The organism is Streptomyces sp. PT12, from assembly GCF_003311645.1.
Lineage (GTDB): Bacteria > Actinomycetota > Actinomycetes > Streptomycetales > Streptomycetaceae > Streptomyces.
The window spans coordinates 321,482-347,828 of sequence record NZ_QEST01000184.1 but is presented as its reverse complement, the minus strand read 5'-3'; the positions used below and the strand labels follow the sequence as shown (position 1 = coordinate 347,828).

Sequence of the window (26,347 nt, the reverse complement as noted above, 5' to 3'; positions counted from 1 at the left end):
CGAAGGCGGACCCCTCAGCGGGGCACCCGCATCAGGCCCTCCTGGATCACCGACACCGCGAGCCGCCCGTCCCGCGTGAACATCCGCCCGTGCGCAAGGCCGCGCCCCGACTGCGACGTCGGCGAGTCCGTGTCGTACAGCAGCCACTCGTCCGCGCGGAACGGGCGGTGGAACCACATCGCGTGGTCAAGGCTCGCCCCCACCGTGTCCCCCGTCATCCAGCCGCCGCGCCCGTGCGCGAGCAGCACCGAGTCGAGCAGCGTCATGTCCGAGACATAGGTGCCGAGGCACAGGTGCGACACGGGCGTGTCCTGCTCCCCCGCCAGCTTCCCGTTGACGCGGAACCACACCTGCGAGCGCGCCTCGCGCACCCTCCCCGCGGTGGCGAACGGCGGCTCGTTGACATAGCGCAGATCGATCGCCTGGCGCGCCTGGAGCAGCAGCTCGAGCACGGCGCGGTCCCTGAAGAGGTCGGCGTAGCGCGGCAGCAGCTCCTCGGCGGGCGGCAGGGTCTCGGGGTCGGGCGCCGCGGGCATCGGCTCCTGGTGCGCAAGCCCCTCCTCGGCGCGCGCGAACGACGCCGACAGCGTGAAGATGGGCTGCCCGTGCTGCACCGCCACCACCCGCCGCGTGGTGAACGACCGCCCGTCGCGGATGCGGTCGACCGTGTAGACGATGCGCGCCCCCGGGTCGCCGGGGCGCAGGAAGTAGGAGTGCAACGAGTGCGGCAGCCGCTCGTCGTCGACCGTGCGGCAGGCCGCGACCAGCGCCTGCGCGGCCACCTGCCCGCCGAACACGCGGGGAACGACGGAGGCGTGGCTGTCGCCCCGGAAGATGTCCCGCTCGATGGGCTCGATGTCGAGCAGCTTCAGGAGGTACTGGAGAGTAGGGTCCATGGGGCGATTCTCCATGGCCCGCACGGGCGTTCAGCGCGAAGGCCCGGATCTTGGAGGATCCGGGCCTTCGCCGACAGTAGCGGGGACAGGATTTGAACCTGCGACCTCTGGGTTATGAGCCCAGCGAGCTACCGAGCTGCTCCACCCCGCGGCGTGTGTCTTCACCTTAACCCCGCGCGTACGGCGGGTGCAAATCAGGAGGCGGCGACGCAGTCGGGACAGCGGCCGTAGTACGTGACGTTGACCTGCGAGACCGCGAAGCCGAAGCGTTCCTCCTCGGGAAGCGCGGCCAGCGGATCGCCCGTCAGCCGCACGTCACGCATGGTCCCGCAGCCCGAGCAGACCAGGTGCTGGTGCGGCTGGTGGGCGTTCGGGTCGTAACGCTTCGCACGCCCGTCCGTCGTCACCTCCAGGACCTCGCCCAGCGCCACAAGCTCACCCAGCGTGTTGTAAACAGAGGCGCGGGAGATCTCAGGAAGCCGCTCGACGGCCCTGGCGTGGACCTCGTCGGCCGTGAAGTGGACATGCTCCCCGTCCAGCACCTCGGCGATCACCCGCCGCTGGGCGGTCAGCCGCCAGCCGCGGTCGCGGAGTCGCTGAAGCAGGTCACTCATGGCATCCACCCTAGCGTGGCGGCCTCGCTGGGCCGACGGTGTACAGATTCATCGCGCGTCTTGACTTGGACAAAGTCCAATATAGGATCTGGTTGAGCGCTGGCCAAGGGCCGGAGCGGCACCAAGGAGCTGGACAGCTGAAGGGCGTGACAGGTAAATGACCGATCAGATCGCTGCGGGACCACTCACCACCGAGGCGGGCGCGCCGGTCGCGGACAATCAGAACAGCCAGTCCGCCGGCGTCGGCGGGCCCGTGCTGATCCAGGACCAGCACCTCATCGAGAAGCTGGCCCACTTCAACCGGGAGCGCATCCCGGAGCGCATCGTGCACGCGCGGGGCGCCGGCGCGTACGGCACGTTCACCGTCACCGCGGACGTGACCCCGTACACCCGGGCGAAGTTCCTGTCCGAGATCGGCAAGGAGACCGAGGTCTTCCTCCGCTTCTCGACGGTCGCCGGGAACCTCGGCTCGGCCGACGCCGTGCGCGACCCGCGTGGCTTCGCGCTCAAGTTCTATACCGAAGAGGGCAATTACGACCTGGTCGGCAATAACACCCCGATCTTCTTCATTAAGGACGCGATCAAGTTCCCCGACTTCATCCACACCCAGAAGCGGGACCCGTACACGGGCTCGCAGGAGGCGGACAACGTCTGGGACTTCTGGGGCCTCTCGCCCGAGTCCACGCACCAGGTGACCTGGCTGTTCGGCGACCGCGGCATCCCCGCCTCCTACCGCCACATGAACGGGTACGGCTCGCACACGTTCCAGTGGACCAACGAGGCGGGCGAGGCGTTCTGGGTCAAGTACCACTTCAAGACCGACCAGGGCATCAAGAACCTCACCGCCGCCGAGGCCGCGAAGCTCGCGGGCGAGGACGCGGACAGCCACCAGCGCGACCTGCGCACCTCGATCGAGAACGGCGACTTCCCGAGCTGGACCGTTCAGGTCCAGATCATGCCCGTCGCCGAAGCGGCCACCTACCGCTTCAACCCGTTCGACCTGACCAAGGTCTGGCCACACGCGGACTACCCCCCGATCGAGATCGGCAAGCTCGAGCTCAACCGCAACCCCGAGAACATCTTCGCGGAGGTCGAGCAGTCCATCTTCTCGCCGCACCACTTCGTGCCCGGCATCGGCCCCTCGCCCGACAAGATGCTCCAGGGCCGCCTGTTCGCCTACGGCGACGCCCACCGGTACCGCGTCGGGATCAACGCCGACCACCTCCCGGTGAACCGGCCGCACGCCACCGAGGCGCGCACCCACGGCCGTGACGGCGCCGCGTACGACGGCCGCCACGGCGGCGCGAAGAACTACGAGCCGAACAGCTTCGGCGGCCCCGTCCAGACCGACAGGCCCCTGTGGGAGCCGCTGGCCGTCACCGGGTACACCGGCGACCACGTGGCCCCCTCGCACGCCGAGGACAACGACTTCGTGCAGGCCGGGAACCTCTACCGGCTGATGTCCGATGACGAGAAGGACCGCCTCATCGAGAACCTCGCGGGCTTCATCGCCCAGGTCTCCCGCGACGACATCGCCGAGCGGGCGATCGAGAACTTCCGCAAGGCGGACGAGGACTACGGCAAGCGGCTCCAAGCCGCGGTCCAGGCCCTCCGCGGCTGATCCCGCAAAGGGCCGCTTGCCGTACACCCCGGAGCGGCCGGAGGCCCCAGGTCCCCGGCCGCTCCGGACTACACGGACGCCGTGCCGACAACCGGCGTCCAGCAGTTGATGATGTCGCGCACCGAGACGATCCCGACCGGGCCCGGCTCGTCCTCGTCGAGGACCACGAGGTGCCGGAAGCCGCCCTGCGCCATCGCCGTCGCGGCGTCGGCCAGGGTCCACCGCGGGTCCGCGTAGACCACGTCGGTGGTGGTGTGCGCCCCGGCCCGCTCGCGGTCGGGGTCCTGGCCCCGGCCGACCGAGGCCAGCACATCCCGCTCGGTGAGGATGCCCACCCCCGAGGTGTCGGGGTCGAGCACGACGGCCGCGCCCACCCGCCGGGACGACATCAGCCGCGCGGCCTGCCTGAGCGTGTGATCGGGACCGATGGTGAGGACGACGGAGCTCATCGCGTCGCGTACCAACATGAGGAGTCAGCCACCTTCTGCGGGGACTCAGAGGGAGCTCGAGAGACTTTTCACAAAGTCACAAGCGCTGGGATTCTCATGTTCACATGGCCCTGGGTGACCATCAAGGGTCCGAGCCAGGACATTTTCGCCCGGATGTGATCGGTCAACGCCCCGCCTCAGCCGCCGAGATAGCCGAGCAGCTCGTCGTGCAGCAGCCCGTTGGACGCCGCCGCGTCCCCCCCGTGCGGCCCGTCGCGGCCGTCGAGCCCCGTGAAACGGCCGCCCGCCTCCTGCACCACGATCGCGGGCGCCGCCATGTCCCACAGCGACAACTCCGGCTCCGCGCACAGGTCGACCGACCCCTCGGCGACCATCATGTACGACCAGAAGTCCCCGTAGGCCCGCGTCCGCCAGCAGTCGCGCGAAAGCCTCAACAGGCCGTCGAGCCGGTCGCGTTCCTCCCAGCCGGTCAGCGACGAGTACGAGAACGACGCGTCCGCGAGCCGTTCCACGCCCGAGACCCGCAGCCGGGTCGCCGAGGTGAGGCTGCGCCCGGTGTACGCGCCCGCGCCGAGCGCCGCCCACCAGCGGCGGCTGAGCGCCGGGGCGGAGACGACGCCCACGACGGGCCTGTCACCGCCCGCGCCGCGTTCGACCAGCGCGATCAGGGTGGCCCACACCGGGACGCCGCGCACATAGTTCTTGGTGCCGTCGATCGGGTCGATCACCCAACGCCGCGGCCCCTGGCCCTCGTTGCCGAACTCCTCGCCCAGCACGGCGTCGCGCGGCCTGGCCCGTTGCAGCACGGAGCGGATCACCTCCTCCGCCGCGCGGTCCGCCTCGGTCACCGGCGTCATGTCCGGCTTGGTCTCGACCGTGAGATCGAGCGCCTTGAAGCGCTCCATGGTCGCGGCGTCCGCGGCGTCGGCGAGCACGTGCGCGAGGCGGAGATCATCGTGGTAGTCCGGCATGCCCACATCTTGACACCCCCGCGGAGCGCGTCAATCCTGAGCCTGGAGGCGAGGAGGCGACGATGCCCACCGCGCGAGATTCCCTGCTGCGAGCCGCGAGCGAGGCCGTGGAACGGCGCTCCTGGCAGTGCGTCAGAATGGTCGAGGTCGCCGCGGCCGCGGGGGTGTCCCGGCAGACCCTCTACAACGAGTTCGGCGACAAGGCCGGGCTCGGCGCGGCGCTCGCCGAGCGGCAGACGACCGCGTTCCTCGACGGCTTCGCGGCGTTCTGCGCCGAGCGACGCGAGCGCCCGCCCGACGAGGCGCTGGCCTTGGCCGGGGAGTGGATCGTGCGGGCGGCCGGGGGCGACCGCGTGGTGCGCGCCGCGCTGACCGGCTGCCGCTGCGGCGGCCCGCCCTCCGCGGTCATCGGCCCCGGCGACCTGGTGGCCCGGCTGACCGAACGCGCCAGGCGCGCCCTGCCATCGGCCGGGCCCGCCCGCTGCGAGACGGCGATCCGCGTGGCGATCTCCCACCTGGTGGCCCCGCCCGGCTGAACGCGACGCCCCGCCCTCGGGCGCCTCAGTCGCCCTCGTGCCGCTCCCGCGTCGCCAGCAGGCGGCGCAGCGAGTACAGGCGCGCCGGGTCGGCGTGCCCCCCGGCCACCCAGTCGTCGAGCGCGCAGTCCGGCTCGTCGTGCCCGCACGCCCGCGGGCACCCCTCGGTGCCGGGCTCCAGGTCGGGAAAGGCGTGGATGACGCGCGAGGGGTCGATGTGGTGCAGCCCGAACGACCTGACGCCCGGGGTGTCGATCACCCACCCCGGCGTCCCCGGCAGCGGCAGCGCGAGGGCCGAGACCGTGGTGTGCCGCCCGCGCCCCGTCACGGCGTTGACCTCGCCCGTGGCGCGCTGCCGCTCCGGCACCAGCGCGTTGACCAGCGTCGTCTTGCCGACGCCGCTGTGCCCGACGAACGCGGTGACCCGCTCCGACAGCAGCTCCCGCACCCCCGCCACGGTGTCCTCGTCGAACTGCTCGCGCGTGGTGACCACATGGCGGATCCCCAGCGGCAGATAGGTCTCGAGCAGCGGCCCCGCGGGCGCCAGATCGGACTTGGTGAGGATCAGCAACGGGTCGAGCCCCGCGTCATACGCCGCCACCAGGCAGCGGTCGATCAGCCGGGGCCTGGGCTCGGGGTCGGCGAGCGCCGTGACGATGGCCAGCTGGTCGGCGTTGGCCACCACCACGCGTTCGAACGGGTCGTCGTCATCGGCCGTGCGCCGCAGCGCCGACGACCGCTCCTCGACCCTGACGATCCGCGCGAGCGTGTCCTTCTTCCCCGACAGGTCCCCGACCACCGCGACCCGGTCGCCGACCACCACGCTCTTGCGGCCCAGCTCCCTCGCCTTCATCGCGGTGACCACCCGCTCCCCCACCAGGCACGTCACCCGCCCGCGGTCCACCGTGACGACAAAGCCCTCCTCGGCGTCCTCGTGCGCCGGACGCCGGTGGGTGCGGGGCCTGCTGCGCCCACGGGCCCTGGTGCGGACGTCGTCCTCGTCGGGGTTCTTGCCGTAGCGGCGCATCGCGGCCCGCGCCCTACTCTCTCTCCCCGGCGAGCATCCGGTGCCACAGGTCGGGGAAGTCGGGCATGGTCTTGCCGGTCGTCGCGATGTTCTCGACCTCGACGTCCTTGACCACCAGGCCGAGCAGCGCGCCCGCGGTGGCGAGCCTGTGGTCCTCGTACGTGTGGAACACCCCGCCGCGCAGCGGCCTCGGCCGAATCCGCAGCCCGTCGTCGGTCTCGGTGACGTCGCCGCCCAGGGCGTTGATCTCCTTGGCGAGCGCGGCGAGCCGGTCCGTCTCGTGCAGCCGCAGGTGCGCGACGCCGCGCAGCACCGACTCCGAGTCGGCCAGCGCCGCGACCGCCGCGATCCCGGGCGTCAGCTCGCCCACCTCGCCCAGGTCCGCGTCGATCCCGCGCACCCGCCCACCGCCGGTGAGCGTCAGGCCGCGGTCGTCGAGGACACAGGTGCCGCCCATGTCCGTGAAGATGCGGCGCAGCGCGTCGCCAGGCTGCGTGGTGTGCGCGGGCCAGTCGGGGATGGTGACCGTGCCGCCCGTGACCAGCGCGGCGGCCAGGAACGGCTGCGCGTTCGACAGGTCGGGCTCGACCACGATGTCGCGGCCGAGCAGCGCGCCCGATGTGACCCGCCACACGTCGGGCTCGCCGCCCGAGTCGGGGGAGTCCACCTGAGCGCCCGCCTTGCGCAGCATGTCCACGGTCATCCTGATGTGCGGCATGGACGGCAGCCGCCGCCCCACGTGCCGGACCTCGACGCCCTGGTTGAACCGGGGCGCGGACAGCAGCAGCGCGCTGATGAACTGCGACGACGTCGACGCGTCCACCTCGACATGGCCGCCGTCGAGCGAGCCGACGCCGCGCACGGTGATCGGCAGGGCGCCGCGCCCCTCGTCGTCGATCCTGGCGCCCAGCGTGCGCAGCGCGCCGATGAGCCCGTCCAACGGCCGCTCGCGGGCCCGCGGATCGCCGTCGAAGCGGACCGGGCCGTCGGCGAGCGTGGCCAGCGGAGGCAGAAAGCGCATCACCGTCCCCGCGTTCCCCACGTCCACACCCGTGCCGCCCTGTGGCGCCCCCGGGATCACGCGCCAGGACTCGCCCCTGCCCTGTGGCATCCCCGAGACGGCGGAGCTCGACGAGACGGTCTCCTCGATCCCGATGCCGAGCGACCGCAGCGCGTCGGCCATCAGCAGGGTGTCGCGCGAGCGGAGGGGGCGGCGCAGCCAGCCGGGGTCCGCCGCGAGGGCGGCCAGGATGAGCGCTCGGTTGGTGACCGACTTGGAACCGGGCACCGTGACGATGGCGTCCACCGCGCCCGAGGCATACGGCGCGGGCCAAAGACTCTCGCTGTGGTCGGTCATGTTCTCACTCTAGTGCGCGCGACATGGCCAGGGCCCGCCCTCACAGGCCGAGCAGCATGGTGCCCGCGGCGAAGAGGGAGGTGAGCGTGACGGCGTGGAAGAAGAACAGCCACATCCACGCGGGAAGGCCCGTGAGCCGGGCCAGCTGGTCGGCGTCGGAGTCGCGGGCCGCGCCCACGCGCCGCTTGGCCTGGAGCTCGAAGACCGGCCTGACGCCGCCGAGTACGAGGAACCACACGACCAGATACGCGAACGCCGCCTGCACCTCGGGCTCGGTCAGCCAGGAGACCAGCAGAAAAGCGGCGCATGTGAGGACGACGGTGAGCATCCCGTAGGCGTTGCGCACCATCACGAGGAGGGCGAGCAGCAGCGCGGTGGCGCCCCACAGCAGGGCCGTGATGCGCCCGTCGGCCAGCAGCGCGGCGCCGCCGAGGCCGAGCAGGGAGGGGGCGATATAGCCGGCGGCGGCCGTCAGGACCATGCCGAGTCCGGTCGGCTTGCCGCGTGAGACGGTCAGGCCCGAGGTGTCGGAGTGCAGGCGTATGCCCTCAAGGCTGCGGCCTGTCAGCAGCGCCACCAGGCCGTGGCCGCCCTCGTGGGCGATCGTGATGGTGTTCCGCGCCAGGCGCCACACTCCGTACGGCGCGACCGCCGCCAGGGCGACGACGGCCGCGGCCACTATGAGCCACAGCTCGGGATCGGGCTGGGTGCCGGTCACCCGGTCCCACAGCTCCTCGAAGTCAGCGATATCCATGGTCCGCCCGATCCTACGAGTCCGGCCCCCGGCGAAGGGACGGTGTGAAGAAACGCTTTGTCAAGGTGCCGTGCCGGTCGCCACCCGTGCGACACCCATTCACTCAAATGCCGCACATCCCGCTCCGTCGCCCCTCGTTGGCGGAGCGTGACGTCTCTCAACGAGCAGATGCTGTACGACCCGACGGCGGGCACGCCGTTGTTCATCCCGCCTGAGCTGGTGATCGACGACACGGCCAGGATCCCGCGGCTGAACGACCCCCCAGGTCGGCGGCACCGCAGGGAGCGGCGCCGGATGCGCTGGCCCGGCAGCCCGGGGCCCTCGCTGTGGCTGCGCTGCGCGAGCCTGCTGATCGCCGGGGCCGCCGCGGCCCTGGTCGCCATGCTCAGCGTGCTCGGCGGCCTGGTCTCGTACGAGCCGCTGCGCGAGGCGGCCTCGTCCGGCGTTCCCGACAACCTCATCCCCTGGTGGCCGCTGCTGATCTACGGCCCCTGGCTCGTGGCCTCCCTGTCGATCCTGCGCGCGGCCCTGCACCAGCGCCAGGCCCTGCACTCGTGGGTCGTGGTCGTGATGTTCTGCGGGCTCGCCGTCGGGCTGTGCGTGGGCGAGGCGCCCAAGTCCGCGACGGGCGTCGCCGTCGCGGGGCTGCCCCCCGTGTCGGCGCTCGTGGCGTTCCACCAGATCGTGAGGCAGATCACCCTGATCCACCCGCCCCGCCACGCGCTTCCGCGCCAGCGGACGCCGCGCACGCGCCGCTGAGGGGGGCGCGGGGATGGGGCCGGGGGCGCGGGGGCGCACGACAGGGCGGGGCGGTGCCGCCGGTGCGCTCAATCCCCGCCGCTTGCGCTGGCGATCGCGCGTTCGATGCGCGCGACCAGGTCGTCCGCGTCCACCGAGTCGCTCCCCGCGGCGACCGCACTCGCCAGCTCCGCCACCGCGGCCCGCAGGGCGACCACCTCGGCGTGGGTGCGGCTGAGATACCCCCACGCGTCACGCTCGGCGCCCTCGGGCCTGAACTGCCACGTCGTGTGCGGGCTCGCCGCGTCGTCCCACATCTGCCTCGCGTCGCGGCGGTCGAGCCGTTCGTCCTTGTAGAGCGCAACCTGGCGCGCCGCGGCCACGGCCACCTTCCTGATGTCCTCGTCGCTCAGGGGCATGTCGTCCTCCTCGGGGTCCCAGTCGGCGGGGTGCCGCAGCCGCTCGGCCACGCGCCGTCGCACGTCGCTCATCGAAACGCCGGGCCCTCGCGGGTCGATCTTGCCCGGCTGCCACTCCAGGTGGCCGATCACGGAGGTCGTACCCTCCTTGCCCCAGCCGTGCGCGCGGCAGATGGCCGCCGATGCGCGCACGATCGCGTTCACCTGCTCAGGGGGCCAAGGGTCTTTGTTGTCCCCCATGTTGATGCACTCGAAGCCGTAGAAGTGGCGATTCCCGTCGGTGTCCGTCTCGTTATCGGAGGGAAGCGAGCGCTCGGCGATCACCGCGGCCAGGACGTCGCCGTCGCCCGCCCCCGCGTGGTTCGCCCGGCCGTGGCCCACCATGTACACCGTGCCGTCCTTGGCGATCACGCCGTGGCACAGCGGGCCCGGCAGTGACGCGTGCCCGTTGTAGCACAGCTCGACGGATGAGTCGGTGCCCCGGGTGACGGTGTGATGGATCATCACCCCGTGCACGGGGCCCCAGGATCCGGCGTGGTTCCTGTTGTGCGTGCGCCAGGAGCGGTGCTCGACGACGCGTACGCCCTCGGCCTTCAGCGCGCGCAGCAGCCGGTCCGCGGAGAGTGGAGATGCCATACCGGTACCCCTTCCCGAGAGTCGAGAGGCCATGACCGTCATCTACCGTCACCAGCGTGCCACGTTCCGTGCCCCGGGGTAAGCGCGGAACGCCAACTCCCGCCCCACCGGGAGCGCGTGCCCCTCCCCCGCACGCCCGCGCACGCCAGTCGCCAGCGGCGGGGAAGGGGGCAACGGGCCGCCGCGCGTGGGGCGTTCGGCCGCCCGTGTGCGGGGTCGGTCGCACCGCTGTCACGGGAGGGCCACAGCGGGTCGCCTGGGGCTGACCCGCCCCCGACGGGCGTGGCACGCTGCGTCCATGGCACCGTCCACGGGATCACGCACCCGCGTCAACCGCGCCCTGGCCGCGCTGCTCGCGGCCACGTTCCTCACCGTCACCGCGGCCGCGTGCGGCGACGGCAACGGCCGCAGGTCGGGCCGCGACGGCGGCGGAGGCGGCCACTCGGACGACGACTACGACGACTTTGACGACGATGACTTCGACGACGATGACTTCGACGACGACCGCTTCAACGGCTCGTCGGGCGGGGGCACTTCGAGCGGCGGCACGGGCTCGACGCCGACGGCCGACCCGGCGCAGCGCGCCGCGCTCGAAGAGGCCGTGGCCGCCTACGTCGCGGCCTCCTTCGTCCCCGCCCCCGACGACGCGGCCGGACTGCTGAGCCAGCGCTGCCGCGACCTTCTCGATCTCCAGGCGTTCACCGTGGAGTTGCTCGGGGCCGTCGACGAGCACGGCGCGGGGCTCGCGGCCAGGGACATTAGGCCGGTCATCACCGGGCACACCGCGACGGTCTCGTACGGCGTCGCCGACATCCCCGCGCTCGCCGTCGAGGGCGAGCCCTGGATCCGCGAGAACGGCGAGTGGTTCAACGACGGCTGCTGAGCCGCCCGTCGCGCGCCGCAAGGGGACCGGGGGACGCGCGGGGCACGGGGCGCCTCGCGTTCCGGACACGCGCGACCCCGCTCGGGGAAGGGCCCGCTACGAGCCCTCGTCCGAGGGAAGGCTTCGGGTATGCCGGATCTGCCACGAGTATGGTCCCCCCCACGGCACGAGGACAAGGAACACGAGGACAAGGAACACGAGGACAGGGGAACGGAACGCGACCCGACGAACGCCCCACCGCGGCCCGTCGGGTCGCCGGGAAACTCACCGGGGCACCGGCTCGGACACTGGCTGCGCAACGGGGTGGCCGAGCTGGTCCTGGTCCTCGCGGCCATCGCGGCCCTGATCGCGTTCGACGCCGCGACCGACGCGGAGCACCACCGCCCGCCGCGCGACCCGCCGCTCGTCCCTGTGGCGGGGTACACCGACCCCGCGCCCCCGCCCGCGAACCCCTGGCAGCCCCCGATGACCGGCAACTGACCGGCGCCGACCGGCCCTTGACCGACGCCACAGGGCCGGGACGACACGAAGGCCCGACCCCGCGTCCGCGGGCCGGGCCTCGATCGATTGGGGTGAGCGACGGGACTTGAACCCGCGGCCACCTGGACCACAACCAGGTGCTCTACCAGCTGAGCTACGCCCACCATGGGCCGGTCGTACCGGCCGAGTAAGAGTGTACAGGGTCCCCGGAGCCCGTCGCGCCAGGGTTTCCGGGCGCGCGGGGCGGCCGTCGGCTCAGCGCAGGACGTGCTGGGCCGCGATGCGCTTGGCGGCGTCGGAGTCGGGCCCCGGCAGCGGCACGAAGATCGCCTCGCGGTAGTAGCGCAGCTCGGCGATGGACTCCCTGATGTCGGCGAGCGCGCGGTGATTCCCGCTCTTCTGGGGGCTGTTGAAGTACACCCTGGGGTACCAGCGGCGGACCAGCTCCTTGAGCGACGAGACGTCGATCACGCGGTAGTGGAGGTGCGACTCCAGGCTGGGCATGTCCCGGGCGAGAAAGCCGCGGTCGGTGCCGATCGAGTTCCCGCAGAGCGGGGTCTTGCCCGCCTCGGGGGCGTGCTCCCTGACGTAGTCGAGAACCAGCCGCTCGGCCTCGGCCAGCGTGGTGCCCCCAGCCAGCTCCTCCAGGAGACCGGAGGCGGTGTGCATGCTCCGCACCACCTCCGGCATCGACGCGAGCGCCGCGTCCGGGGGGCGGATCACGATGTCCACCCCCTCCCCGAGGACGTTCAGCTCGGAGTCGGTCACCAGCGCGGCGACCTCGATGAGCGCGTCGTCGGCCAGCGAGAGACCGGTCATCTCGCAGTCGATCCACACCATGCGATCGTTCATGCGAACAACCTTACGTCGCTCAGCGCGACGGCCATGCGCGCCGTCGCTCACTGCCCGGGGCGGCTCCGCTGGCCGGGAACGCGCGGCGTGAAGCCGTCCCCCGCCGGCTTCCCCCGGTCGGGAGCGTCCTGTTGCCTGGCCCGGTACGCGGCCCGGTAGGCGGCGGGCGACGCGCCCAGCTGCCGCCTGAAGTGACCACGCAGCGCCACGGGCGAGCGGAAGCCACAGCGCCCCGCGACCTCGTCCACCGAGTAGTCCGAGACCTCGAGCAGCCGCTGCGCCTGGAGGACGCGCTGGGTGATGAGCCACTGGAGGGGAGCGCTGCCCGTGAGCGCCCTGAAGCGGCGGTCGAACGTCCGCCGGCTCATGTAGGCGCGGGCCGCGAGGGTCTCCACGTCGAACTGCTCGTGCAGGTGCTCCAGCGCCCAGGCCACCACCTCGGCGAGCGGATCGGCCCCGATGTCCTCGGGTAAAGACCGGTCGAGGTGCCGGTGCTGCGCGGCGTCGGCCCCGTTCCCCCTGCGCGGGGGCAGCACCAGGCGGCGGGCCAGCGCCGCTGCCGCCTCGGGGCCGTGGTCCTGGCGGACGATGTGCAGGCACAGGTCGATCCCGGCCGCGGTGCCCGCCGAGGTCAGGATGTCGCCGTCGTCGACGAACAGCTCCCTGGGGTCCACATGGACCGATGGATACCGCTTGGCGAGCGTCGGCGCGTACATCCAGTGCGTCGTGGCGGGCCGCCCGTCGAGCAGCCCCGCGGCCCCCAGGGCGAACGCCCCGGTGCACAGGCCGACGATCCTGGCGCCCTCGCTGTGCGCGCGCCGCAGCGCGGCCAGCGCGGCGGCGGGCGGTGGCCCCGTGATCGACCGCCACGCGGGAACGATCACGGTGCCCGCGCGCGCCACGGCGCCCAGGCCGTAGGGCGCGCGCAACTCGAGGCCGCCCGTGGTGCGCAGCGGCCCGTCCTCCCCCGCGCAGGCGAGCAGTCGGTAACGCGGCGCCCCGGCATCCTGGCGATCCACGCCGAAGACGGACAGCGGGATGGAGCTCTCGAACATCGGACTGCCACTGAACAGCAGCACCGCGACGACTTCGCGGCGGCGTCGGGCAGCCAGCCTGACGGCGGGCTCGGGGCCGTGCGTTGGGTCCTGGCTCATGCTCCTCAGTTCCCTCGGTCGTCGCATCCTCTCGGTCCTGCACTGTCCCCCGACGTGATTGCCAAGATCGAATCTACTGCGTCGGGTGAGGTGGACGAGACCAGTTCCTCACCCGGCGCTATATCGACATGACAACGTGGCGTGAAGCAGTCGATCAGGAAGCGTTACACGTAGGAGCAGTTGGGGGAAGTACGCCTCGCCCCGCCGCTCGCCCGTCGCGCCCCCGAAGGGGAGCCGTGGCTCATCTTCCCGGTATACAGGAGGTGTTGGCGAGACGGATGAGCAACGCGGTTCTGCTGAGGTGAAGTTGGCCGAAAATAAGAGCCGTCGTCACGGCCGTGACGCCGAGCCGGGGGCGTGCGCCCCGGGCGCGCGGCCTTCCGCGCGCGGTGATGCGCCGCGCACGGCCAGCGATCACCCGCTGCTCGTCGGCCACAGCGGGCGGCGCCAAGAAGGAAACGGACGGCGCCCCGGCGCGCGGTCACTCAGCGCCAGCACCTGTGTCGCAATGTGTCCGAAAGCATTGCGCTGCCCGTTCCGGGTAGGGCATGCTGCACGGCCACGGCGCCAGCGGATGGTTTCAGGGGTTGTACACACCGTCTCTGGGAACCAGCCCCTTGACGCCGTACCCTGGAGGTGGAGCCAGGAGAAGCACGAGAAACCTCCCCTGCTCCTCCACGCGCCACCCCCATCTTCGACACACTCACGAGGTTTCCTCACTGACCCACCGCTGAGGCACCGATGGCTGGATACGAGCTCCCCGAACCAGCGGATCGCCGGCGCGTCGCCGATCCCTCGTCCACGCCCGACCCGGCGGATGACGCGCGCGCGTCGCGTGATCCGGCGTTCCAGCACGGAGTGGTGGTCGGCTTCGACGGCTCCACGTCGAGCGAGCGTGCCCTGGCGTATGCCGTCGGCATGGCCCGCCGCTCCGGCTCGGGACTGATCATCGTCCATGTGGCCAACCGCCTGCCGACCACCGTCTGGGCCGGTTGCGAGCCGCCCGCGCTGGTCGACATCCCCGACCACCGCACCGAGGTGCTTGGCCTTGAGCTGGCCTGCGCCGAGCACCTCACCGACGTCCCCTGGGTGCTCCTCGAACGCGGCGGCGACATCTGCCACGAGCTGGAGGAGGTCGGCAGGGAGTACGAGGCGGACGCCATCGTCGTCGGCACGACCCACGGCCTGCTCGGCCGCGTCTTCGGCTCCGTCTCGGGGCGCCTGGCCCGCCGCGCGCAGCGCCCCGTCGTCGTCATCCCCTGAGGCGGCCCCGCGGCGTTCCCCCGGGGCCCGATCCCCGTGTCCCTCACCGAGCATTCACCAAATTCGTCGCCGGGGAAGGGTGGATTGTGCGTTTGTGATGGGCATAAAGGGGACATCGACACAGGCCAGGGTCGTTCGTCGGGAGGTGACGGACTCGACGGCGGCTTCTCCCGCCGGCGTAATGGGCGACGCCGGCGCATATGGCTGCCCCCGGGCGTGCGTTTGGTGGCACGCACCCCCGGGGGCCGCCGTGCGCCTCCCGGCGCTTCCATGCCCTCTCGGCTACTCGGCCGCGCTCACTCGACCGTGACGGACTTCGCGAGGTTCCGCGGCTTGTCGATGTCCCGGCCGAGCGCCAGCGCCGTGTGGTACGCCAGCAGCTGGAGCGGGATCCCCATGAGCACCGGGTCGAGCTCGGGCTCGTTGCGCGGGACCACGATCGTGTCGTCCGCCTTGGGCTGCTCCTCGTGCGCCACCGCCAGGATCCGGCCGCTGCGGGCCTTGATCTCCTCGAGCGTGGCACGGTTCTTGTCGAGCAGCTCGTCCGTCGGGACGATCGCGACCGTCGGCACCGCGGGCTCGATGAGCGCGAGCGGGCCGTGCTTCAGCTCGGAGGCCGGATACGCCTCGGCGTGGATGTAGGAGACCTCCTTGAGCTTGAGTGACGCCTCCCTCGCCACGGGGAAGCCGCGCACCCTGCCCACGAACATCAGGCTCTTGGCCTCCGCGAACGCCTCGGCCACCTTGGCGATCCTGTCCTCGTCCCGCAGGATCTCGCCGATCTGCTCGGGCAGCTTGCGCAGCCCCTCGATGATCCGCCTGCCGTCGGCGACCGAGAGGTCCCTGATGCGGCCGAGGTGCAGCGCGAGCAGCGCGAACGCGACCGCGGTGTTGGTGAAGCACTTGGTGGACACGACGCACACCTCGGGCCCGGCGTGCACATAGATCCCGCCGTCGGTCTCGCGCGCGATGGCCGAGCCGACGACGTTGACGACGCCCAGGACCATGGCGCCCTTGCGCTTGAGCTCCTGCACGGCGGCCAGGGTGTCGTAGGTCTCGCCGGACTGGCTCGTGGCGATGTACAGCGTGTCGGGGTCCACCACGGCGTTGCGGTAGCGGAACTCGCTCGCCGGCTCCGCGTCCGCCGGGATGCGCGCCAGCTCCTCGATCATCTGGGCGCCGATCAGGCCCGCGTGGTACGCCGAGCCGCAGCCGAGGATCTTGACGCGGCGCACGCCGCGCGCGGCCCTGGCGTCCAGGTTGAGGCCGCCGAGGCGGACGGTGGCGAAACGGTCGTCGATCCGGCCGCGCAGCACCCGGTCCACCGCGTCGGGCTGCTCGGCGATCTCCTTGTGCATGTACGTGTCGTGGCCGCCCATGTCGTAGCTCTCGGCCTCCCAGTCCACGGTGGTGGGGGAGGCCGCGGTGCGGCTGCCGTCGGTGGTGTACGTGCGGTAGTCGTCGGCCTTGATGGTGGCCATCTCGCCGTCGTCCAGGGTGATCACCTGGCGCGTGTGGCTGATGAGGGCGGCCACATCGGAGGCGACGAACATCTCCTTCTCGCCGATCCCCAGCACCACGGGCGAGCCGTTGCGGGCGACGACGATGCGGTCGGGGAAGTCCGCGTGCAGGACGGCGATCCCATAGGTGCCCTCGATGTACCGCAGGGCCTCGCGCACCTTCTCCTCCAGCGTCTCGGGCTGGGCGCGCGCGATCAGGTGGGCCAGCACCTCGGTGTCGGTGTCCGAGGCCAGCTCGACGCCGTCCGCGGCGAGCTTGGCGCGGAGGTCGGCGGAGTTGTCGATGATGCCGTTGTGCACGACGGCGACGCGGCCGAGGGCGTCCAGATGGGGGTGCGCGTTGGTGTCGTTGGGCGCGCCGTGCGTGGCCCAGCGGGTGTGGGCGATACCGCCGGTCCCGGCGAAACGGGCGGGCACCTTGCCCTCGAGGTCGCGGACCCGCCCGGCGTTCTTCACCGTCTTGAGCCCGCCGCCCTTGCCACTGCTGTGGATGGCGATGCCCGCGGAGTCGTAGCCTCGGTACTCGAGGCGCTGAAGGCCCTCGAGCAGGAGGGGCGCCACATCCCGTTTGCCGATATATCCGACGATTCCACACATAGACGTTCCTCCTGCTGGTCTCACACTTGCCGGGTCAGCCGCATCGGCCGTTTCGGCTGCATCAGCCGCGTCAGCCGTAGACGATCCGCCGCAGCTGCCGCAGGGACAGCTCGGGCGGCGCCACCGCGCGATGCGGCAGCTCGTCCGCGATCCGCTGGAAGATCGTCGCGTTGACCAGCCCCTGGGAGCGCAGCTCCCGGTGGCGCCTGCGGACGAACTCCTCGGCGGTCTCGTCGAAATATGCCAGCACGTCCATAATCACCCGGGCCGCCTCGCCTCGCGCGAGAGGAGTGCTGCGCACCAGGTGGTCCACGAGGTCGTCATGGGGCGTACGGCGTTCGAGCACCCTCCGATACTGCGGAGCGCGGTCGACTTTCGCAACAATCCTGCCCGATATCGGGCACGGGCGTGTCGAATCATGGCGCCCTGGCACCCGGCAAGGGGTGTGCCACCTAAAGGCCCTGCCCGGGCGCGCGGGTCGTTACCCCACGCCCAACGCGCGGGCGATCAGCATCCGTTGCACCTCGCTCGTGCCCTCGCCGATCTCCAGGATCTTGGCGTCGCGCCACATGCGGGCCACGGGGTACTCGTTCATGAAGCCGTAGCCGCCGTGGATCTGGGTGGCCTCGCGGGCGTTGGTCACGGCCACGTCGGACGAGTGCAGCTTGGCGATGGAGGCGGCCTTCTTGAACGGCTCGCCCGCCTGGAGCCTGGACGCCGCGTCGCGCCACGCGACGCGCGCGGTGTGGGCGCGGGCCTCCATGTCGGCGAGCTTGAACTGGATCGCCTGGTTGGCGCCGATCGGGCGGCCGAACGCCTCGCGCGTGCGCGCGTAGGCGACCGACTCGTCGACGCAGCCCTGCGCGAGACCCGTGGCCAGCGCGGAGATGGCGATGCGGCCCTCGTCGAGGATGCGCAGGAACTGGGCGTAGCCGCGGCCCTCGTCGCCCAGGAGGTTCGCGGCGGGGACGCGGACGTCGGCGAACGACAGCTCGCGCGTGTCGGAGGCGTTCCAGCCGACCTTGGAGTAGGGCGGGGCCACGGTGAGGCCGGGGGTGCGGGCGGGCACGATGATCGTGGAGATCCGCGGCGCCCCGTCGTCCTCGCGCCCGGTGACCGCCGTGACGGTGACGAGCCCGGTGATGTCGGTGCCCGAGTTGGTGATGAAGCTCTTGGTGCCGTTGATGACCCAGCTGTCGCCGTCCCGCACGGCCGTGGTGCGGGTGCCGCCCGCGTCCGAGCCGCAGCCGGGCTCGGTGAGGCCGAACGCGCCCAGGATCTCGCCCGAGCAGAGCCGGGGCAGCCAGTGGCGCTTCTGCTCCTCGGTGCCGAAGCGGTGGATCGGCATCGCGCCCAGCGAGACGCCCGCCTCCAGGGTGATCGCCACGGACGAGTCGACGCGCGCCAGCTCCTCAAGGGCCAGGCACAGCGCGAGGTAGTCGCCGCCCATGCCGCCGTACTCCTCGGGGAACGGCAGCCCGAACAGGCCCATGCGACCCATCTCGCGGACGATCTCGTAGGGGAACTCGTGGCGTTCGTAGAACGCGCCGATCTTGGGCGCCACCACGTCGTGCGCGAACGCCTCGACGGTGCGGCGCAGCTCCTCGTGCTCGGGGGTGAGGCGGTGGTCGAGTGGCATCGTCAGGACTCCTTCGGTGAAAGGGCGGAGACGGTGCGGGAGGGGCTCGGCCTGCCGAGGTGGGCGGCGAGCCACAGGCTGGTCTCGGTGAGCCGGTCGAGGTCGACGCCGGTCTCGATGCCGAGCCCCTGGAGCATCCAGAGCAGGTCCTCGGTGGCGAGGTTCCCGGTGGCGCTCTTCGCGAACGGGCAGCCGCCGAGGCCGCCCGCGCTGGCGTCGACGGTGGTGACGCCGTGGCGGAGCGCGGTCAGGGTGTTGGCCAACGCCTGGCCATAGGTGTCGTGGAAATGGACGGCGAGCCGCTCGGTGGGAATGCCCGCGGCGTTGAGCGCGGTGAGCAGGGCGGTCACCTGGCCAGGGGTGGCGACGCCGATCGTGTCGCCGAGGGACAGCTCGGCGCAGCCGAGGTCGATGAGGCGGCGGGCCACGCGCACCACCCGGTCGACGGGCACCTCGCCCTCCCAGGGGTCGCCGAAGCACATCGACAGATAGCCGCGCACGGGCACCTCGGCGTCGAGCGCGCGGGCGATCACCGGCGTGAACATGGCAAGCGACTCGTCGACCGTCCGGTTGAGGTTCGCGCGGGCGAACGACTCGGTGACGCTGGCGAACACGGCGACCTCGCGGGCGCCGAGGGCCAGCGCGCGGTCGAGGCCGCGCTCGTTGGGCACCAGGACGGGGAGGCGGACGCCGCCGAGGTCGCGCAGCAGCGGGAACAGCCGCTCGGCGTCAGCGAGTTGGGGGACCCACCTGGGGTGGACAAAGCTGGTGGCCTCGATCGTGGTGAGCCCGGCGGCGGCGAGGCGGTGGATGAACTCGGCCTTCACGTCGACCGGGACGAGCGCCTTCTCGTTCTGGAGGCCGTCGCGCGGGCCGACCTCGTGGACACGGACGCGGGCGGGCAGCCCCGGCTCGGGCGTGGGGCTCATGACGGCTCCCTCGGCGCCTCGGCGACGGGGGTGGCCCGCGTGATGGCGACCGTGGCCGGGGTGACCACGGCGAGGACCTGGTCCATGGCGACGGTGGCGCCGACCGACACGCCGAGCTCGGTGACGGTGCCGTCGTGCGGGGCCGCGATGACGTGCTCCATCTTCATGGCTTCCACCACGAGCAGGCTCTGGCCCGCCGTGACGGCGTCGCCCGCGGCGGCCTTGACGACGGTGACGGTGCCGGGCATGGGCGCGGTGAGGGCTTCGGCGCCCGGCGCCGCGGCGCCACCCGCGGCCGCGACCGGGTCGTACGCCTGGACATGCCACGCGTCGCCTTCGCGGCCCAGCCAGTGGGCGCCGGATGCCGGGGCGTTGGACGCGTTGGACGCGTTGGGCGTCAGGGGGTGGGCCGCCAGGGGGTGGGGCGCGTGCGCGAAGCGGTGCGCGACCCCGGCGTACTCGATCCGCAGCGCGCCGCCCCCGGGCCCTTCGAGCAGCCGCGCGGGCACGGGCCCGCCCTCATCGCCCACCCACGCCTCGCCTGGCCGCACCCTGACGGTCACGGGGTCGTGCCCGGGGACGCGCAGGCGGTGAACGGTCCACGCGGGCTCACCGCCCAGGCGCCACCCCGAGGGGACCGAGAACGGGTCGGTCCACTCCCCCGGCGCGGGCGCCGGGGCGAGCGCCGCCTGGCGCGCCAGCGCGACGGCGGCGTACACCTCGTCGGGCACACCGACGGGCAGCAGCCCGGGGGCCGCGCCGTCCACGAGACCCGTGTCCAACTCCCCCGAGACCACGGCGGGATGGGCCAGCAGGCGGCGCAGGAACCCGGTGTTGGTGTCGACGCCGAGCACGGTCGTGCGGGCCAGCGCGGCGCGCAGGCGCAGCAGCGCGGTCGCGCGGTCGGGGCCGTGGGCGACGACCTTGGCCAGCAGGGGGTCGTAGTCGGGCGAGACCTCGGTGCCCTCGGCGAGGCCCGAGTCGGTGCGCACGCCGTCGCCCTCGGGCTCGGCCAGCAGCAGCACGGTGCCCGCCGACGGCAGGAAGTCGACGCCCGCGCCGTCGGCCGCCCGCCTGGCCGTCTCGGCACACACGCGGGCCTCGACGGCGTGCCCCACCGTCGCGACGGCGTCCTGGCCGAACGGCAGCCGCTCGCCGCGCGCCACCCGCACCTGCCACTCCACCAGATCGAGCCCGGTGACCAGCTCGGTGACGGGGTGCTCGACCTGGAGGCGGGTGTTCATCTCCATGAAGTAGTGCGTGGCCTGGTCGTCGCCCGGCACGATGAACTCGACGGTTCCCGCGCCCACATACCCGCACGCGCGGGCCGCGCGCACCGCGGCCTCGCCCATCGCGGCGCGCGCGGCGGCGTCGAGGAACGGGCTTGGCGCCTCCTCGACGATCTTCTGGTGGCGGCGCTGGAGCGAGCACTCGCGCTCGCCGAGGTGGAGCACGGTGCCATGGCCGTCGGCGAGGATCTGGATCTCGATGTGCCGGGGGCGTTCGACCCAGCGCTCGGCCAGCAGCGTGCCGTCGCCGAACGCCGCGAGCGCCCCCCGCCGCGCCGCCTCGATCTCGTCGGCGAGCAGGGCGGCGTCGCGCACCAGGCGCATGCCCTTGCCGCCGCCGCCCGCCGATGGCTTGAGCAGCACCGGCAGGCCGAGCGCGCGGGCGGCGTCGGCCAGCTCGCCGTCGCCGTCCGCGTGCGCCCCCGGCACCACGGGAACGCCAGCGGCGGCGACCGTCTCCTTGGCGCGGATCTTGTCGCCCATGGCCTCGATGGCGTCGGCGGGCGGCCCGATGAACGTCAGGCCCGCGCCCGCGATCGCGCGCGCGAACCCGGCGTTCTCCGCGAGGAATCCATAGCCGGGGTGCACGGCGCCCGCGCCGGCGCGCGCGGCGGCGTCGAGCAACCGCTCGGCCGAGAGATAGCTCTTCGCGGCCTGCGCGGGGCCGAGGCGGACCGCCGCGTCGGCCTCGGCCACATGGCGCGCGCCCGCGTCCGCGTCGCTGTAGACGGCGACGGAGCGCAGGCCGAGGCGGCGCAGGGTGCGGATCACGCGAACGGCGATCTCGCCCCGGTTGGCGACCAGCACGGTGTCGAACATCGAGCCCCCCTCACATCCGGAAGACGCCATAGGCGGTGTCGGGCAGCGGCGCGTTGGCGCACGCGGTCAGCGCGAGACCCAGGACCGTGCGCGTCTGGAGCGGGTCGATCACGCCGTCGTCCCACAGCCGCGCGGTCGCGTAGTACGCGCTGCCCTGCGCCTCGTACCGCGCGCGGATGGGCGCCCTGAACGCCTCCTCCTCCGCCGCGCCCCACTCCTCGCCCGCGGCGGCCAGCTGGTCGCGCTTGACGGTGGCCAGCACGGCCGCGGCCTGCTCGCCGCCCATCACGGAGATCTTGGCGTTGGGCCACATCCACAGGAAGCGCGGCGAGTACGCGCGGCCGCACATCGAGTAGTTCCCGGCGCCGTAGGAGCCGCCGATGACCACGGTCAGCTTGGGAACGCGGGCGCAGGCCACGGCCGTCACCATCTTGGCGCCGTGCTTGGCGATGCCGCCCGCCTCGTAGTCGCGGCCGACCATGAAGCCCGAGACATTCTGGAGGAAGAGCAGCGGGATGCCGCGCTGGTCGCACAGCTCGACGAAGTGGGCGCCCTTCTGGGCGGACTCGGAGAACAGGATGCCGTTGTTGGCGACGATGCCCACCGGGTGGCCATGGATCCGCGCGAAGCCCGTGACCAGGGTCGCGCCGAACTCCGCCTTGAACTCCTGGAACCGCGACCCGTCCACCACCCGCGCGATCACCTCGCGCACGTCGTACGCCGTCCGCGAGTCCACCGGCACCACGCCGTAGAGCCCGCCCGGGTCGACGGCGGGCTCCTCGGGCGCCTCGACCGACCAGGGCAGCGGGCCGCGTTCGGGCAGGGTCGCCACGATGGACCGCACGATGCGCAGCGCGTGCGCGTCGTCGTCGGCGAGGTGGTCGGTGACCCCGGAGACCCGCGCGTGCACCTCGCCGCCGCCCAGCTCCTCGGCGGTCACCACCTCGCCCGTGGCGGCCTTCACCAGCGGCGGCCCGCCGAGGAAGATCGTGCCCTGGCCGCGCACGATGACCGCCTCGTCGCTCATCGCGGGGACATACGCGCCCCCCGCCGTGCACGAGCCGAGGACGGCGGCGATCTGGGGGATGCGGGCGGCGGAGAGCCTGGCCTGGTTGTAGAAGATTCGGCCGAAGTGGTCGCGGTCGGGGAAGACCTCGTCCTGCATCGGCAGGAACGCGCCCCCCGAGTCCACCAGGTAGAGGCAGGGCAGGCGGTTCTCCAGGGCGACTTCCTGGGCGCGCAGGTGCTTCTTGACGGTCATGGGGTAGTACGTGCCGCCCTTGACCGTCGCGTCGTTCGCCACGATGACGGCCTCCCGGCCGCTGACCCTGCCGATCCCGGCGATCACGCCCGCGGCCGGGGCGTCCCCGCCGTACAGGCCCTCGGCGGCCAGGGGCGCCAGCTCAAGGAACGGCGAGCCGGGGTCGAGCAGGGTGTCCACCCGGTCGCGCGGCAGCAGCTTGCCACGCGCGGTGTGCCGCGCGCGGGCGCGCTCGCCGCCGCCCACGCGGGCGGCGGCCAGCCGCTCGCGCAGCTCGGCGGCCAGCTCGCGGTGCGCCGCCTCGTTCGCCCGGTACGCGTCGGATGCCGGATCGGCGGTGCTGGTCAGCGTCGGTGCGTGGCCCATGACGGCAGGTTAACGCTCGCTAACCTCCGTTGTCTACAATGGGTTCTCATGACCACGCATGCCACGCCCCGCACCCGCCGCGAGCAGATCCTGCGCGAAGCGTCGCGGCTCTTCGCCGAGCGCGGCTTCCACGGGGTGGGCGTCGACGAGATAGGCGCCGCGGTGGGCATCAGCGGGCCCGCGCTGTACCGGCACTTCGCGGGGAAGGACGCGATGCTGACGGAGCTGCTCGTGGGGATCAGCAGCAGGCTGCGGGACGGGGGGCGTCGGCGCGTGGCGGAGGCGCGGGCGGCGGGGCGCGCGCCGTCGGAGGCGCTCGAGTCGTTGATCGCCGGGCACATCGACTTCGCCCTCGACGACCGGGCGCTCATCACCCTGCACGACCGGGAGCTCGACCGGCTGCCCGAGGCGGACCGCAAGCGGGTGCGGCAGTTGCAGCGGCAGTATGTGGAGCTGTGGGTCGAGGTGGTGCGCGAGACATACCCCCGGCTCCCGGAGGACGAGGCGAGGGCGGCGGTGCACGCGGTGTTCGGCCTGCTGAACTCGACGCCCCACCTCTCCCGCCCGAGCGCCCTCCCCGACCGCGCGACAACGGCGGCCCTGCTCCACCGCCAGGCGGTCGCGGCACTGGCCGCGGCGTGACGCTGGGCGCTGTGCCTGACCCGTTGTGGTACCGGTGGGCTGCCATGGCGCGGCACGGCACGCGGCTCCCGCCGAGGGCGCCGCTCCGCGGCGGGGCCGCGCCGGAGTACCGGCCCCCGTGTGGTGCGGCGCACCGGGACACGGCTCCCGCCAAAGGCACGGCTGCGCGGCGGGGCCGCGTCCGGGCACCGCGAGACGGCACCCCCGAACCCGGCCCCCGCCAAGGGGCGCCGCCGCGCGGCAAGGCCGCGCCGGAGCGCGGGGCCATGGCAGGACGCGGCGAAACGCTCCACACCACAACGCCGCCGAGCCGCACCGCACGCAGGACCCGGGCTCCCGCCAAGGGGCGCCGCCGCGCGGCGGTGAGCCCGACGTCTTGCACGGCCCCCTCCGCCGCAGGCACGCCCCCCGGGAGGTGATCCCTGAAGGGCCGGGCCCCTGCGCCATGGGCGCGCCCCGCGCAGAAAGGGGCCCCTGCGCCGAGACTGATCCTCTCCCGGGGACGGGCAACCACGCCCGGGGCGGCGGTCTTCCGCCACGGACACATCCCCCCGTCAACGGCGAGCACCGCAGGCAGGGCGCGACCCCGGGGCGCGTTCCCCCGACGGAGGTGCGACCCCACGCTGAAGCAGGCCCCGCGCCGGAGGCGCACACCAGCCGGAGGCAGGCCCCGCGCCGGAGGCGCGCGGCGGGGCACCGCCAAGGTGCGTACTCCCGGGGCGCGTTCACCCACCGAAGGCGCAACCCCCCGCCGACGCGCGCCCCGCGCCGGGAGGCGCAGACCGCGCCGGGAGGCGGGCTGCCGCTGGGGGGCGCGGTCCGTCGGGGGCTGGTGTCCCACAGCGGGAGCGTCCCTCAGGCCGTCAGCTCCTGCCGCAGCGCGTCGCGCAGACGGGCCGCCCGCGCCGTGACCTCCGGAGGACCAAGCTCCATCGCCCGCGTGCACCACGTGCCGCCGCCCGCCAGGTCGCCCCGGCGGGACGCGAGCAGGGCGAGGCGCAGCGCCGCCCTGCCGTGGCCCGCCTCGGCCGCGCGCGTCCACCACAGCGCCGCCTCGGGCTCGCTGCCCTCGCGGGCCAGGAGCAGGCCGAGGTTGAACGCGCCGTTCCTGCTGCCCGCCTCGGCCGCCGTGCGGTACCAGTGCGCCGCCTCGACCACGTCGCCGCGCCCCGCCGCCCGCGTGCCCAGGCGGACCTGCGCCCGCAGGTGCCCCTGCTCGGCCGCGCGCGTGAACCACTCCTCGGCCTCCGCCGCCTCGCCGCGCCGCTCGACCAGCACCGCGAGCCGGAAGGCGCCCTCGACGCTGCCGCCGTCGGCCGCCTGCCGCAGCTGCCCCTCGGCGCGGCCCTCGTCGCCCGAGCGCAGCAGCTCAACGGCGATCTGGAGCGCCGCCTCCGCGTGCCCCGCGGCCGCGGCCTGCTCGTACCAGCGCCTGGCCTGGGCCATTTCGCCGCGGCTCGCGTGCAGGATGCCGAGGTTGAACGCCGCGTCCACGCTGCCCGACTCGGCCGCCTTGGAGAACCACGGCTCGGCGCCGTCCGCGTCGCCGCGCTGCAACAGCAGCACGGCCAGCGCGTTCGCCGCGTCGCGGTGACCGGCGTAGGCCGCGCGGCGGTACCACTGCTCGGCCTCGGCCGTGCGGCCCTGACCCGTGCACAGCAGCGCGAGGTTGAACGCGCCGTTGATGTCCCCGGCCTCCAGGGCCGCGCGATACCAGCGCTGCGCCTCCTGCCGCTCGCCGCGCTCGGCGTGCAGGGCGCCAAGGGCGTTCGCCGCGGGCCCGTCGCCGTCCCTGGCCGCGCGCCGCCACCAGCGCTCGGCCGCGGGCCCGTCGCCCGCGTCGCGCAGCAGGAAGCCGAGCGCGCTCGCCGCGCGCGGCTCGCCCGCCTCGGCCGCCACCAGGTACCAGCGGCCCGCTTCCCGCGCCTCGCCGCGCCGCTCAAGCAGCGCGCCGAGGCCCAGCGCCGCGCGCCGGTGGCCGCGCGCCGCGGCCTGCCGGAACCACGGCTCGGCCGCCTCGTCGCCCTCGGCCGCAACCAGGCACGCGTACCGGTACGACGCCTCGCGGTGGCCGCGCTCGGCCGCCGTGCGGAACCACTCGTCCGCGCCCGGCGCGCCCCTGTGGTCGAGCAGGTCGGCCAGGGCGAAGGCGCCCGAGGCGTGGCCCGACTCGGCCGCCTGGCGCAGCCAGTACTCCGCCCCGGCCTCGTCCCCGCGCTCACGGCAGAAACGGCCAAGGGCGTGCGCCGCGGGCGCGGAACCTGCCACGGCCGCGATCCGCCACCACTCGGCGGCCTCGGCCCCCCGGCCCGACTGGTGCAGCAGGACCCCCAGATTGTTCGCCGCGGACCTCTCACCCTCGGCGGCGGCCGCCCGCAGCGGCGCCTCCGCCCGGTGCAGGTCACCGGCGCGCAGCAGTCGCGCGCCCTCCTCCGCGGCCGCGCGGCTCGTCTCGAACCTCGCTTTGTCCCCCATAAGGTCCATAGTCGCACCACCTGAAACCTGCGTACACCTGGTATACCGCAGCCAGTGAAGTCACTTCAGCGGTTTGTCGACTTCCCGATATGGATACACCCAAACACGTTGCGGCGGAGGGACTTTCCCCGATCCGACACGCAGTATGACGCCGCCCACG

General features: G+C 73.1%; 24 protein-coding genes and 2 tRNA genes. 7 read left to right on the top strand and 19 right to left on the bottom strand.

Annotated features, from left to right (window positions below; genetic code table 11):
* Window positions 1-14: 14 nt before the first annotated feature.
* The 3 genes from DEH69_RS21915 to DEH69_RS21905 form a co-directional block, all read right to left on the bottom strand.
* Window positions 15-896: an acyl-CoA thioesterase II gene (locus DEH69_RS21915; RefSeq protein WP_113688686.1), complete on the bottom strand. Its 882-nt coding sequence runs from the start codon at window positions 894-896 to the stop codon at window positions 15-17.
* 77 nt (window positions 897-973) lie between these two features.
* Window positions 974-1,047 (bottom strand) — tRNA-Met (locus tag DEH69_RS21910).
* A 43-nt stretch (window positions 1,048-1,090) separates the two neighbouring features.
* The gene (locus DEH69_RS21905) at window positions 1,091-1,510 is read right to left on the bottom strand and encodes a Fur family transcriptional regulator (protein WP_113688685.1); all 420 of its coding nucleotides are present in this window, start codon (window positions 1,508-1,510) and stop codon (window positions 1,091-1,093) included.
* 157 nt (window positions 1,511-1,667) lie between these two features.
* Here DEH69_RS21905 and DEH69_RS21900 point away from each other — a divergent pair, with 157 nt between their 5' ends.
* Window positions 1,668-3,131, top strand: a complete 1,464-nt coding sequence (locus DEH69_RS21900; RefSeq protein ID WP_113688684.1) for a catalase — start codon at window positions 1,668-1,670, stop codon at window positions 3,129-3,131.
* 68 nt (window positions 3,132-3,199) lie between these two features.
* On the opposite strand, the gene DEH69_RS21895 is transcribed toward DEH69_RS21900, so the two are convergent.
* Window positions 3,200-3,598, bottom strand: a complete 399-nt coding sequence (locus tag DEH69_RS21895; RefSeq protein WP_113688683.1) for a cyclic nucleotide-binding/CBS domain-containing protein — start codon at window positions 3,596-3,598, stop codon at window positions 3,200-3,202.
* Window positions 3,599-3,756: 158 nt separating this feature from the next.
* A complete protein-coding gene (hisN, locus tag DEH69_RS21890; protein ID WP_113688682.1) occupies window positions 3,757-4,551 on the bottom strand; it encodes a histidinol-phosphatase in 795 nt (264 codons plus the stop codon).
* Window positions 4,552-4,613: 62 nt separating this feature from the next.
* Between hisN and DEH69_RS21885 the strand changes: the two genes are divergently transcribed.
* Window positions 4,614-5,087: a TetR/AcrR family transcriptional regulator gene (locus DEH69_RS21885; RefSeq protein WP_113688681.1), complete on the top strand. Its 474-nt coding sequence runs from the start codon at window positions 4,614-4,616 to the stop codon at window positions 5,085-5,087.
* A 25-nt stretch (window positions 5,088-5,112) separates the two neighbouring features.
* On the opposite strand, the gene rsgA is transcribed toward DEH69_RS21885, so the two are convergent.
* From rsgA to DEH69_RS21870, 3 genes are read right to left on the bottom strand one after another with little or no spacing between them, the layout of a single operon-like run.
* Window positions 5,113-6,114: a ribosome small subunit-dependent GTPase A gene (gene rsgA, locus DEH69_RS21880; protein ID WP_113688680.1), complete on the bottom strand. Its 1,002-nt coding sequence runs from the start codon at window positions 6,112-6,114 to the stop codon at window positions 5,113-5,115.
* A 13-nt stretch (window positions 6,115-6,127) separates the two neighbouring features.
* Window positions 6,128-7,471, bottom strand: a complete 1,344-nt coding sequence (gene aroA / locus DEH69_RS21875) for a 3-phosphoshikimate 1-carboxyvinyltransferase (RefSeq protein ID WP_113688679.1) — start codon at window positions 7,469-7,471, stop codon at window positions 6,128-6,130.
* Between the two features lie 40 nt (window positions 7,472-7,511).
* Window positions 7,512-8,225, bottom strand: coding sequence for a M50 family metallopeptidase (locus DEH69_RS21870; protein ID WP_113688678.1), 714 nt, complete (start codon window positions 8,223-8,225; stop codon window positions 7,512-7,514).
* Between the two features lie 147 nt (window positions 8,226-8,372).
* Here DEH69_RS21870 and DEH69_RS21865 point away from each other — a divergent pair, with 147 nt between their 5' ends.
* Entirely contained in the window at window positions 8,373-8,984 is a 612-nt protein-coding gene (locus DEH69_RS21865) for a DUF2637 domain-containing protein (RefSeq protein ID WP_258534856.1), read from the top strand.
* Between the two features lie 68 nt (window positions 8,985-9,052).
* Here the strand turns inward: DEH69_RS21865 and DEH69_RS21860 are convergent, their stop codons facing one another.
* Window positions 9,053-10,018 (bottom strand): peptidoglycan recognition family protein, encoded by a 966-nt coding sequence (locus tag DEH69_RS21860; protein ID WP_113688676.1) that lies wholly within the window; start codon window positions 10,016-10,018, stop codon window positions 9,053-9,055.
* A gap of 298 nt (window positions 10,019-10,316) precedes the next feature.
* Here DEH69_RS21860 and DEH69_RS21855 point away from each other — a divergent pair, with 298 nt between their 5' ends.
* Window positions 10,317-10,901, top strand: coding sequence for a hypothetical protein (locus DEH69_RS21855; protein ID WP_113688675.1), 585 nt, complete (start codon window positions 10,317-10,319; stop codon window positions 10,899-10,901).
* Between the two features lie 129 nt (window positions 10,902-11,030).
* Window positions 11,031-11,381 carry a hypothetical protein gene (locus tag DEH69_RS21850; protein ID WP_113688674.1) on the top strand — a complete coding sequence of 117 codons (351 nt, stop codon included), beginning with the start codon at window positions 11,031-11,033 and terminating at the stop codon, window positions 11,379-11,381.
* Between the two features lie 88 nt (window positions 11,382-11,469).
* On the opposite strand, the gene DEH69_RS21845 is transcribed toward DEH69_RS21850, so the two are convergent.
* From DEH69_RS21845 to DEH69_RS21835, 3 genes are all read right to left on the bottom strand, one after another.
* A tRNA-His gene (locus DEH69_RS21845) sits at window positions 11,470-11,545 on the bottom strand.
* Window positions 11,546-11,636: 91 nt separating this feature from the next.
* A complete protein-coding gene (gene orn / locus DEH69_RS21840) occupies window positions 11,637-12,233 on the bottom strand; it encodes an oligoribonuclease (RefSeq protein WP_113688673.1) in 597 nt (198 codons plus the stop codon).
* Between the two features lie 47 nt (window positions 12,234-12,280).
* Window positions 12,281-13,387, bottom strand: a complete 1,107-nt coding sequence (locus DEH69_RS21835; protein WP_113688672.1) for a GlxA family transcriptional regulator — start codon at window positions 13,385-13,387, stop codon at window positions 12,281-12,283.
* Between the two features lie 741 nt (window positions 13,388-14,128).
* Between DEH69_RS21835 and DEH69_RS21830 the strand changes: the two genes are divergently transcribed.
* On the top strand, window positions 14,129-14,650 hold the full coding sequence (locus DEH69_RS21830; protein WP_113688671.1) for a universal stress protein: 522 nt from the start codon (window positions 14,129-14,131) through the stop codon (window positions 14,648-14,650).
* A gap of 296 nt (window positions 14,651-14,946) precedes the next feature.
* Here DEH69_RS21830 and glmS read toward each other — a convergent pair whose 3' ends face one another.
* The 6 genes from glmS to DEH69_RS21800 form a co-directional block, all read right to left on the bottom strand.
* Window positions 14,947-16,767 (bottom strand): glutamine--fructose-6-phosphate transaminase (isomerizing), encoded by a 1,821-nt coding sequence (gene glmS / locus DEH69_RS21825; protein WP_113688670.1) that lies wholly within the window; start codon window positions 16,765-16,767, stop codon window positions 14,947-14,949.
* Window positions 16,768-16,837: 70 nt separating this feature from the next.
* On the bottom strand, window positions 16,838-17,113 hold the full coding sequence (locus DEH69_RS21820; RefSeq protein WP_113688669.1) for a hypothetical protein: 276 nt from the start codon (window positions 17,111-17,113) through the stop codon (window positions 16,838-16,840).
* A 135-nt stretch (window positions 17,114-17,248) separates the two neighbouring features.
* Window positions 17,249-18,406 carry an acyl-CoA dehydrogenase family protein gene (locus tag DEH69_RS21815; RefSeq protein WP_113688668.1) on the bottom strand — a complete coding sequence of 386 codons (1,158 nt, stop codon included), beginning with the start codon at window positions 18,404-18,406 and terminating at the stop codon, window positions 17,249-17,251.
* 2 nt (window positions 18,407-18,408) lie between these two features.
* Entirely contained in the window at window positions 18,409-19,335 is a 927-nt protein-coding gene (locus tag DEH69_RS21810) for a hydroxymethylglutaryl-CoA lyase (protein WP_113688667.1), read from the bottom strand.
* Window positions 19,332-21,443: a biotin carboxylase N-terminal domain-containing protein gene (locus DEH69_RS21805; protein ID WP_113688666.1), complete on the bottom strand. Its 2,112-nt coding sequence runs from the start codon at window positions 21,441-21,443 to the stop codon at window positions 19,332-19,334. The genes DEH69_RS21810 and DEH69_RS21805 overlap by 4 nt, the downstream gene beginning before the upstream one ends.
* A 10-nt stretch (window positions 21,444-21,453) precedes the next feature.
* The gene (locus DEH69_RS21800) at window positions 21,454-23,070 is read right to left on the bottom strand and encodes a carboxyl transferase domain-containing protein (protein WP_113688665.1); all 1,617 of its coding nucleotides are present in this window, start codon (window positions 23,068-23,070) and stop codon (window positions 21,454-21,456) included.
* A 48-nt stretch (window positions 23,071-23,118) separates the two neighbouring features.
* Here DEH69_RS21800 and DEH69_RS21795 point away from each other — a divergent pair, with 48 nt between their 5' ends.
* Window positions 23,119-23,712 (top strand): TetR/AcrR family transcriptional regulator, encoded by a 594-nt coding sequence (locus DEH69_RS21795; protein ID WP_113688664.1) that lies wholly within the window; start codon window positions 23,119-23,121, stop codon window positions 23,710-23,712.
* A gap of 855 nt (window positions 23,713-24,567) precedes the next feature.
* On the opposite strand, the gene DEH69_RS21790 is transcribed toward DEH69_RS21795, so the two are convergent.
* The gene (locus DEH69_RS21790; RefSeq protein WP_113688663.1) at window positions 24,568-26,187 is read right to left on the bottom strand and encodes a tetratricopeptide repeat protein; all 1,620 of its coding nucleotides are present in this window, start codon (window positions 26,185-26,187) and stop codon (window positions 24,568-24,570) included.
* Between the last annotated feature and the right edge of the window lie 160 nt (window positions 26,188-26,347).

Coding starts and splice junctions, on each gene's coding strand:
- DEH69_RS21915 (WP_113688686.1), bottom strand. CDS start 896: ATGGACCCTACTCTCCAGTACCTCCTGAAGCTGCTCGACATCGAGCCC.
- DEH69_RS21905 (WP_113688685.1), bottom strand. CDS start 1,510: ATGAGTGACCTGCTTCAGCGACTCCGCGACCGCGGCTGGCGGCTGACC.
- DEH69_RS21900 (WP_113688684.1), top strand. CDS start 1,668: ATGACCGATCAGATCGCTGCGGGACCACTCACCACCGAGGCGGGCGCG.
- DEH69_RS21895 (WP_113688683.1), bottom strand. CDS start 3,598: ATGTTGGTACGCGACGCGATGAGCTCCGTCGTCCTCACCATCGGTCCC.
- hisN (WP_113688682.1), bottom strand. CDS start 4,551: ATGCCGGACTACCACGATGATCTCCGCCTCGCGCACGTGCTCGCCGAC.
- DEH69_RS21885 (WP_113688681.1), top strand. CDS start 4,614: ATGCCCACCGCGCGAGATTCCCTGCTGCGAGCCGCGAGCGAGGCCGTG.
- rsgA (WP_113688680.1), bottom strand. CDS start 6,114: ATGCGCCGCTACGGCAAGAACCCCGACGAGGACGACGTCCGCACCAGG.
- aroA (WP_113688679.1), bottom strand. CDS start 7,471: ATGACCGACCACAGCGAGAGTCTTTGGCCCGCGCCGTATGCCTCGGGC.
- DEH69_RS21870 (WP_113688678.1), bottom strand. CDS start 8,225: ATGGATATCGCTGACTTCGAGGAGCTGTGGGACCGGGTGACCGGCACC.
- DEH69_RS21860 (WP_113688676.1), bottom strand. CDS start 10,018: ATGGCATCTCCACTCTCCGCGGACCGGCTGCTGCGCGCGCTGAAGGCC.
- DEH69_RS21855 (WP_113688675.1), top strand. CDS start 10,317: ATGGCACCGTCCACGGGATCACGCACCCGCGTCAACCGCGCCCTGGCC.
- DEH69_RS21850 (WP_113688674.1), top strand. CDS start 11,031: ATGCCGGATCTGCCACGAGTATGGTCCCCCCCACGGCACGAGGACAAG.
- orn (WP_113688673.1), bottom strand. CDS start 12,233: ATGAACGATCGCATGGTGTGGATCGACTGCGAGATGACCGGTCTCTCG.
- DEH69_RS21835 (WP_113688672.1), bottom strand. CDS start 13,387: ATGAGCCAGGACCCAACGCACGGCCCCGAGCCCGCCGTCAGGCTGGCT.
- DEH69_RS21830 (WP_113688671.1), top strand. CDS start 14,129: ATGGCTGGATACGAGCTCCCCGAACCAGCGGATCGCCGGCGCGTCGCC.
- glmS (WP_113688670.1), bottom strand. CDS start 16,767: ATGTGTGGAATCGTCGGATATATCGGCAAACGGGATGTGGCGCCCCTC.
- DEH69_RS21815 (WP_113688668.1), bottom strand. CDS start 18,406: ATGCCACTCGACCACCGCCTCACCCCCGAGCACGAGGAGCTGCGCCGC.
- DEH69_RS21810 (WP_113688667.1), bottom strand. CDS start 19,335: ATGAGCCCCACGCCCGAGCCGGGGCTGCCCGCCCGCGTCCGTGTCCAC.
- DEH69_RS21805 (WP_113688666.1), bottom strand. CDS start 21,443: ATGTTCGACACCGTGCTGGTCGCCAACCGGGGCGAGATCGCCGTTCGC.
- DEH69_RS21800 (WP_113688665.1), bottom strand. CDS start 23,070: ATGGGCCACGCACCGACGCTGACCAGCACCGCCGATCCGGCATCCGAC.
- DEH69_RS21795 (WP_113688664.1), top strand. CDS start 23,119: ATGACCACGCATGCCACGCCCCGCACCCGCCGCGAGCAGATCCTGCGC.
- DEH69_RS21790 (WP_113688663.1), bottom strand. CDS start 26,187: ATGGGGGACAAAGCGAGGTTCGAGACGAGCCGCGCGGCCGCGGAGGAG.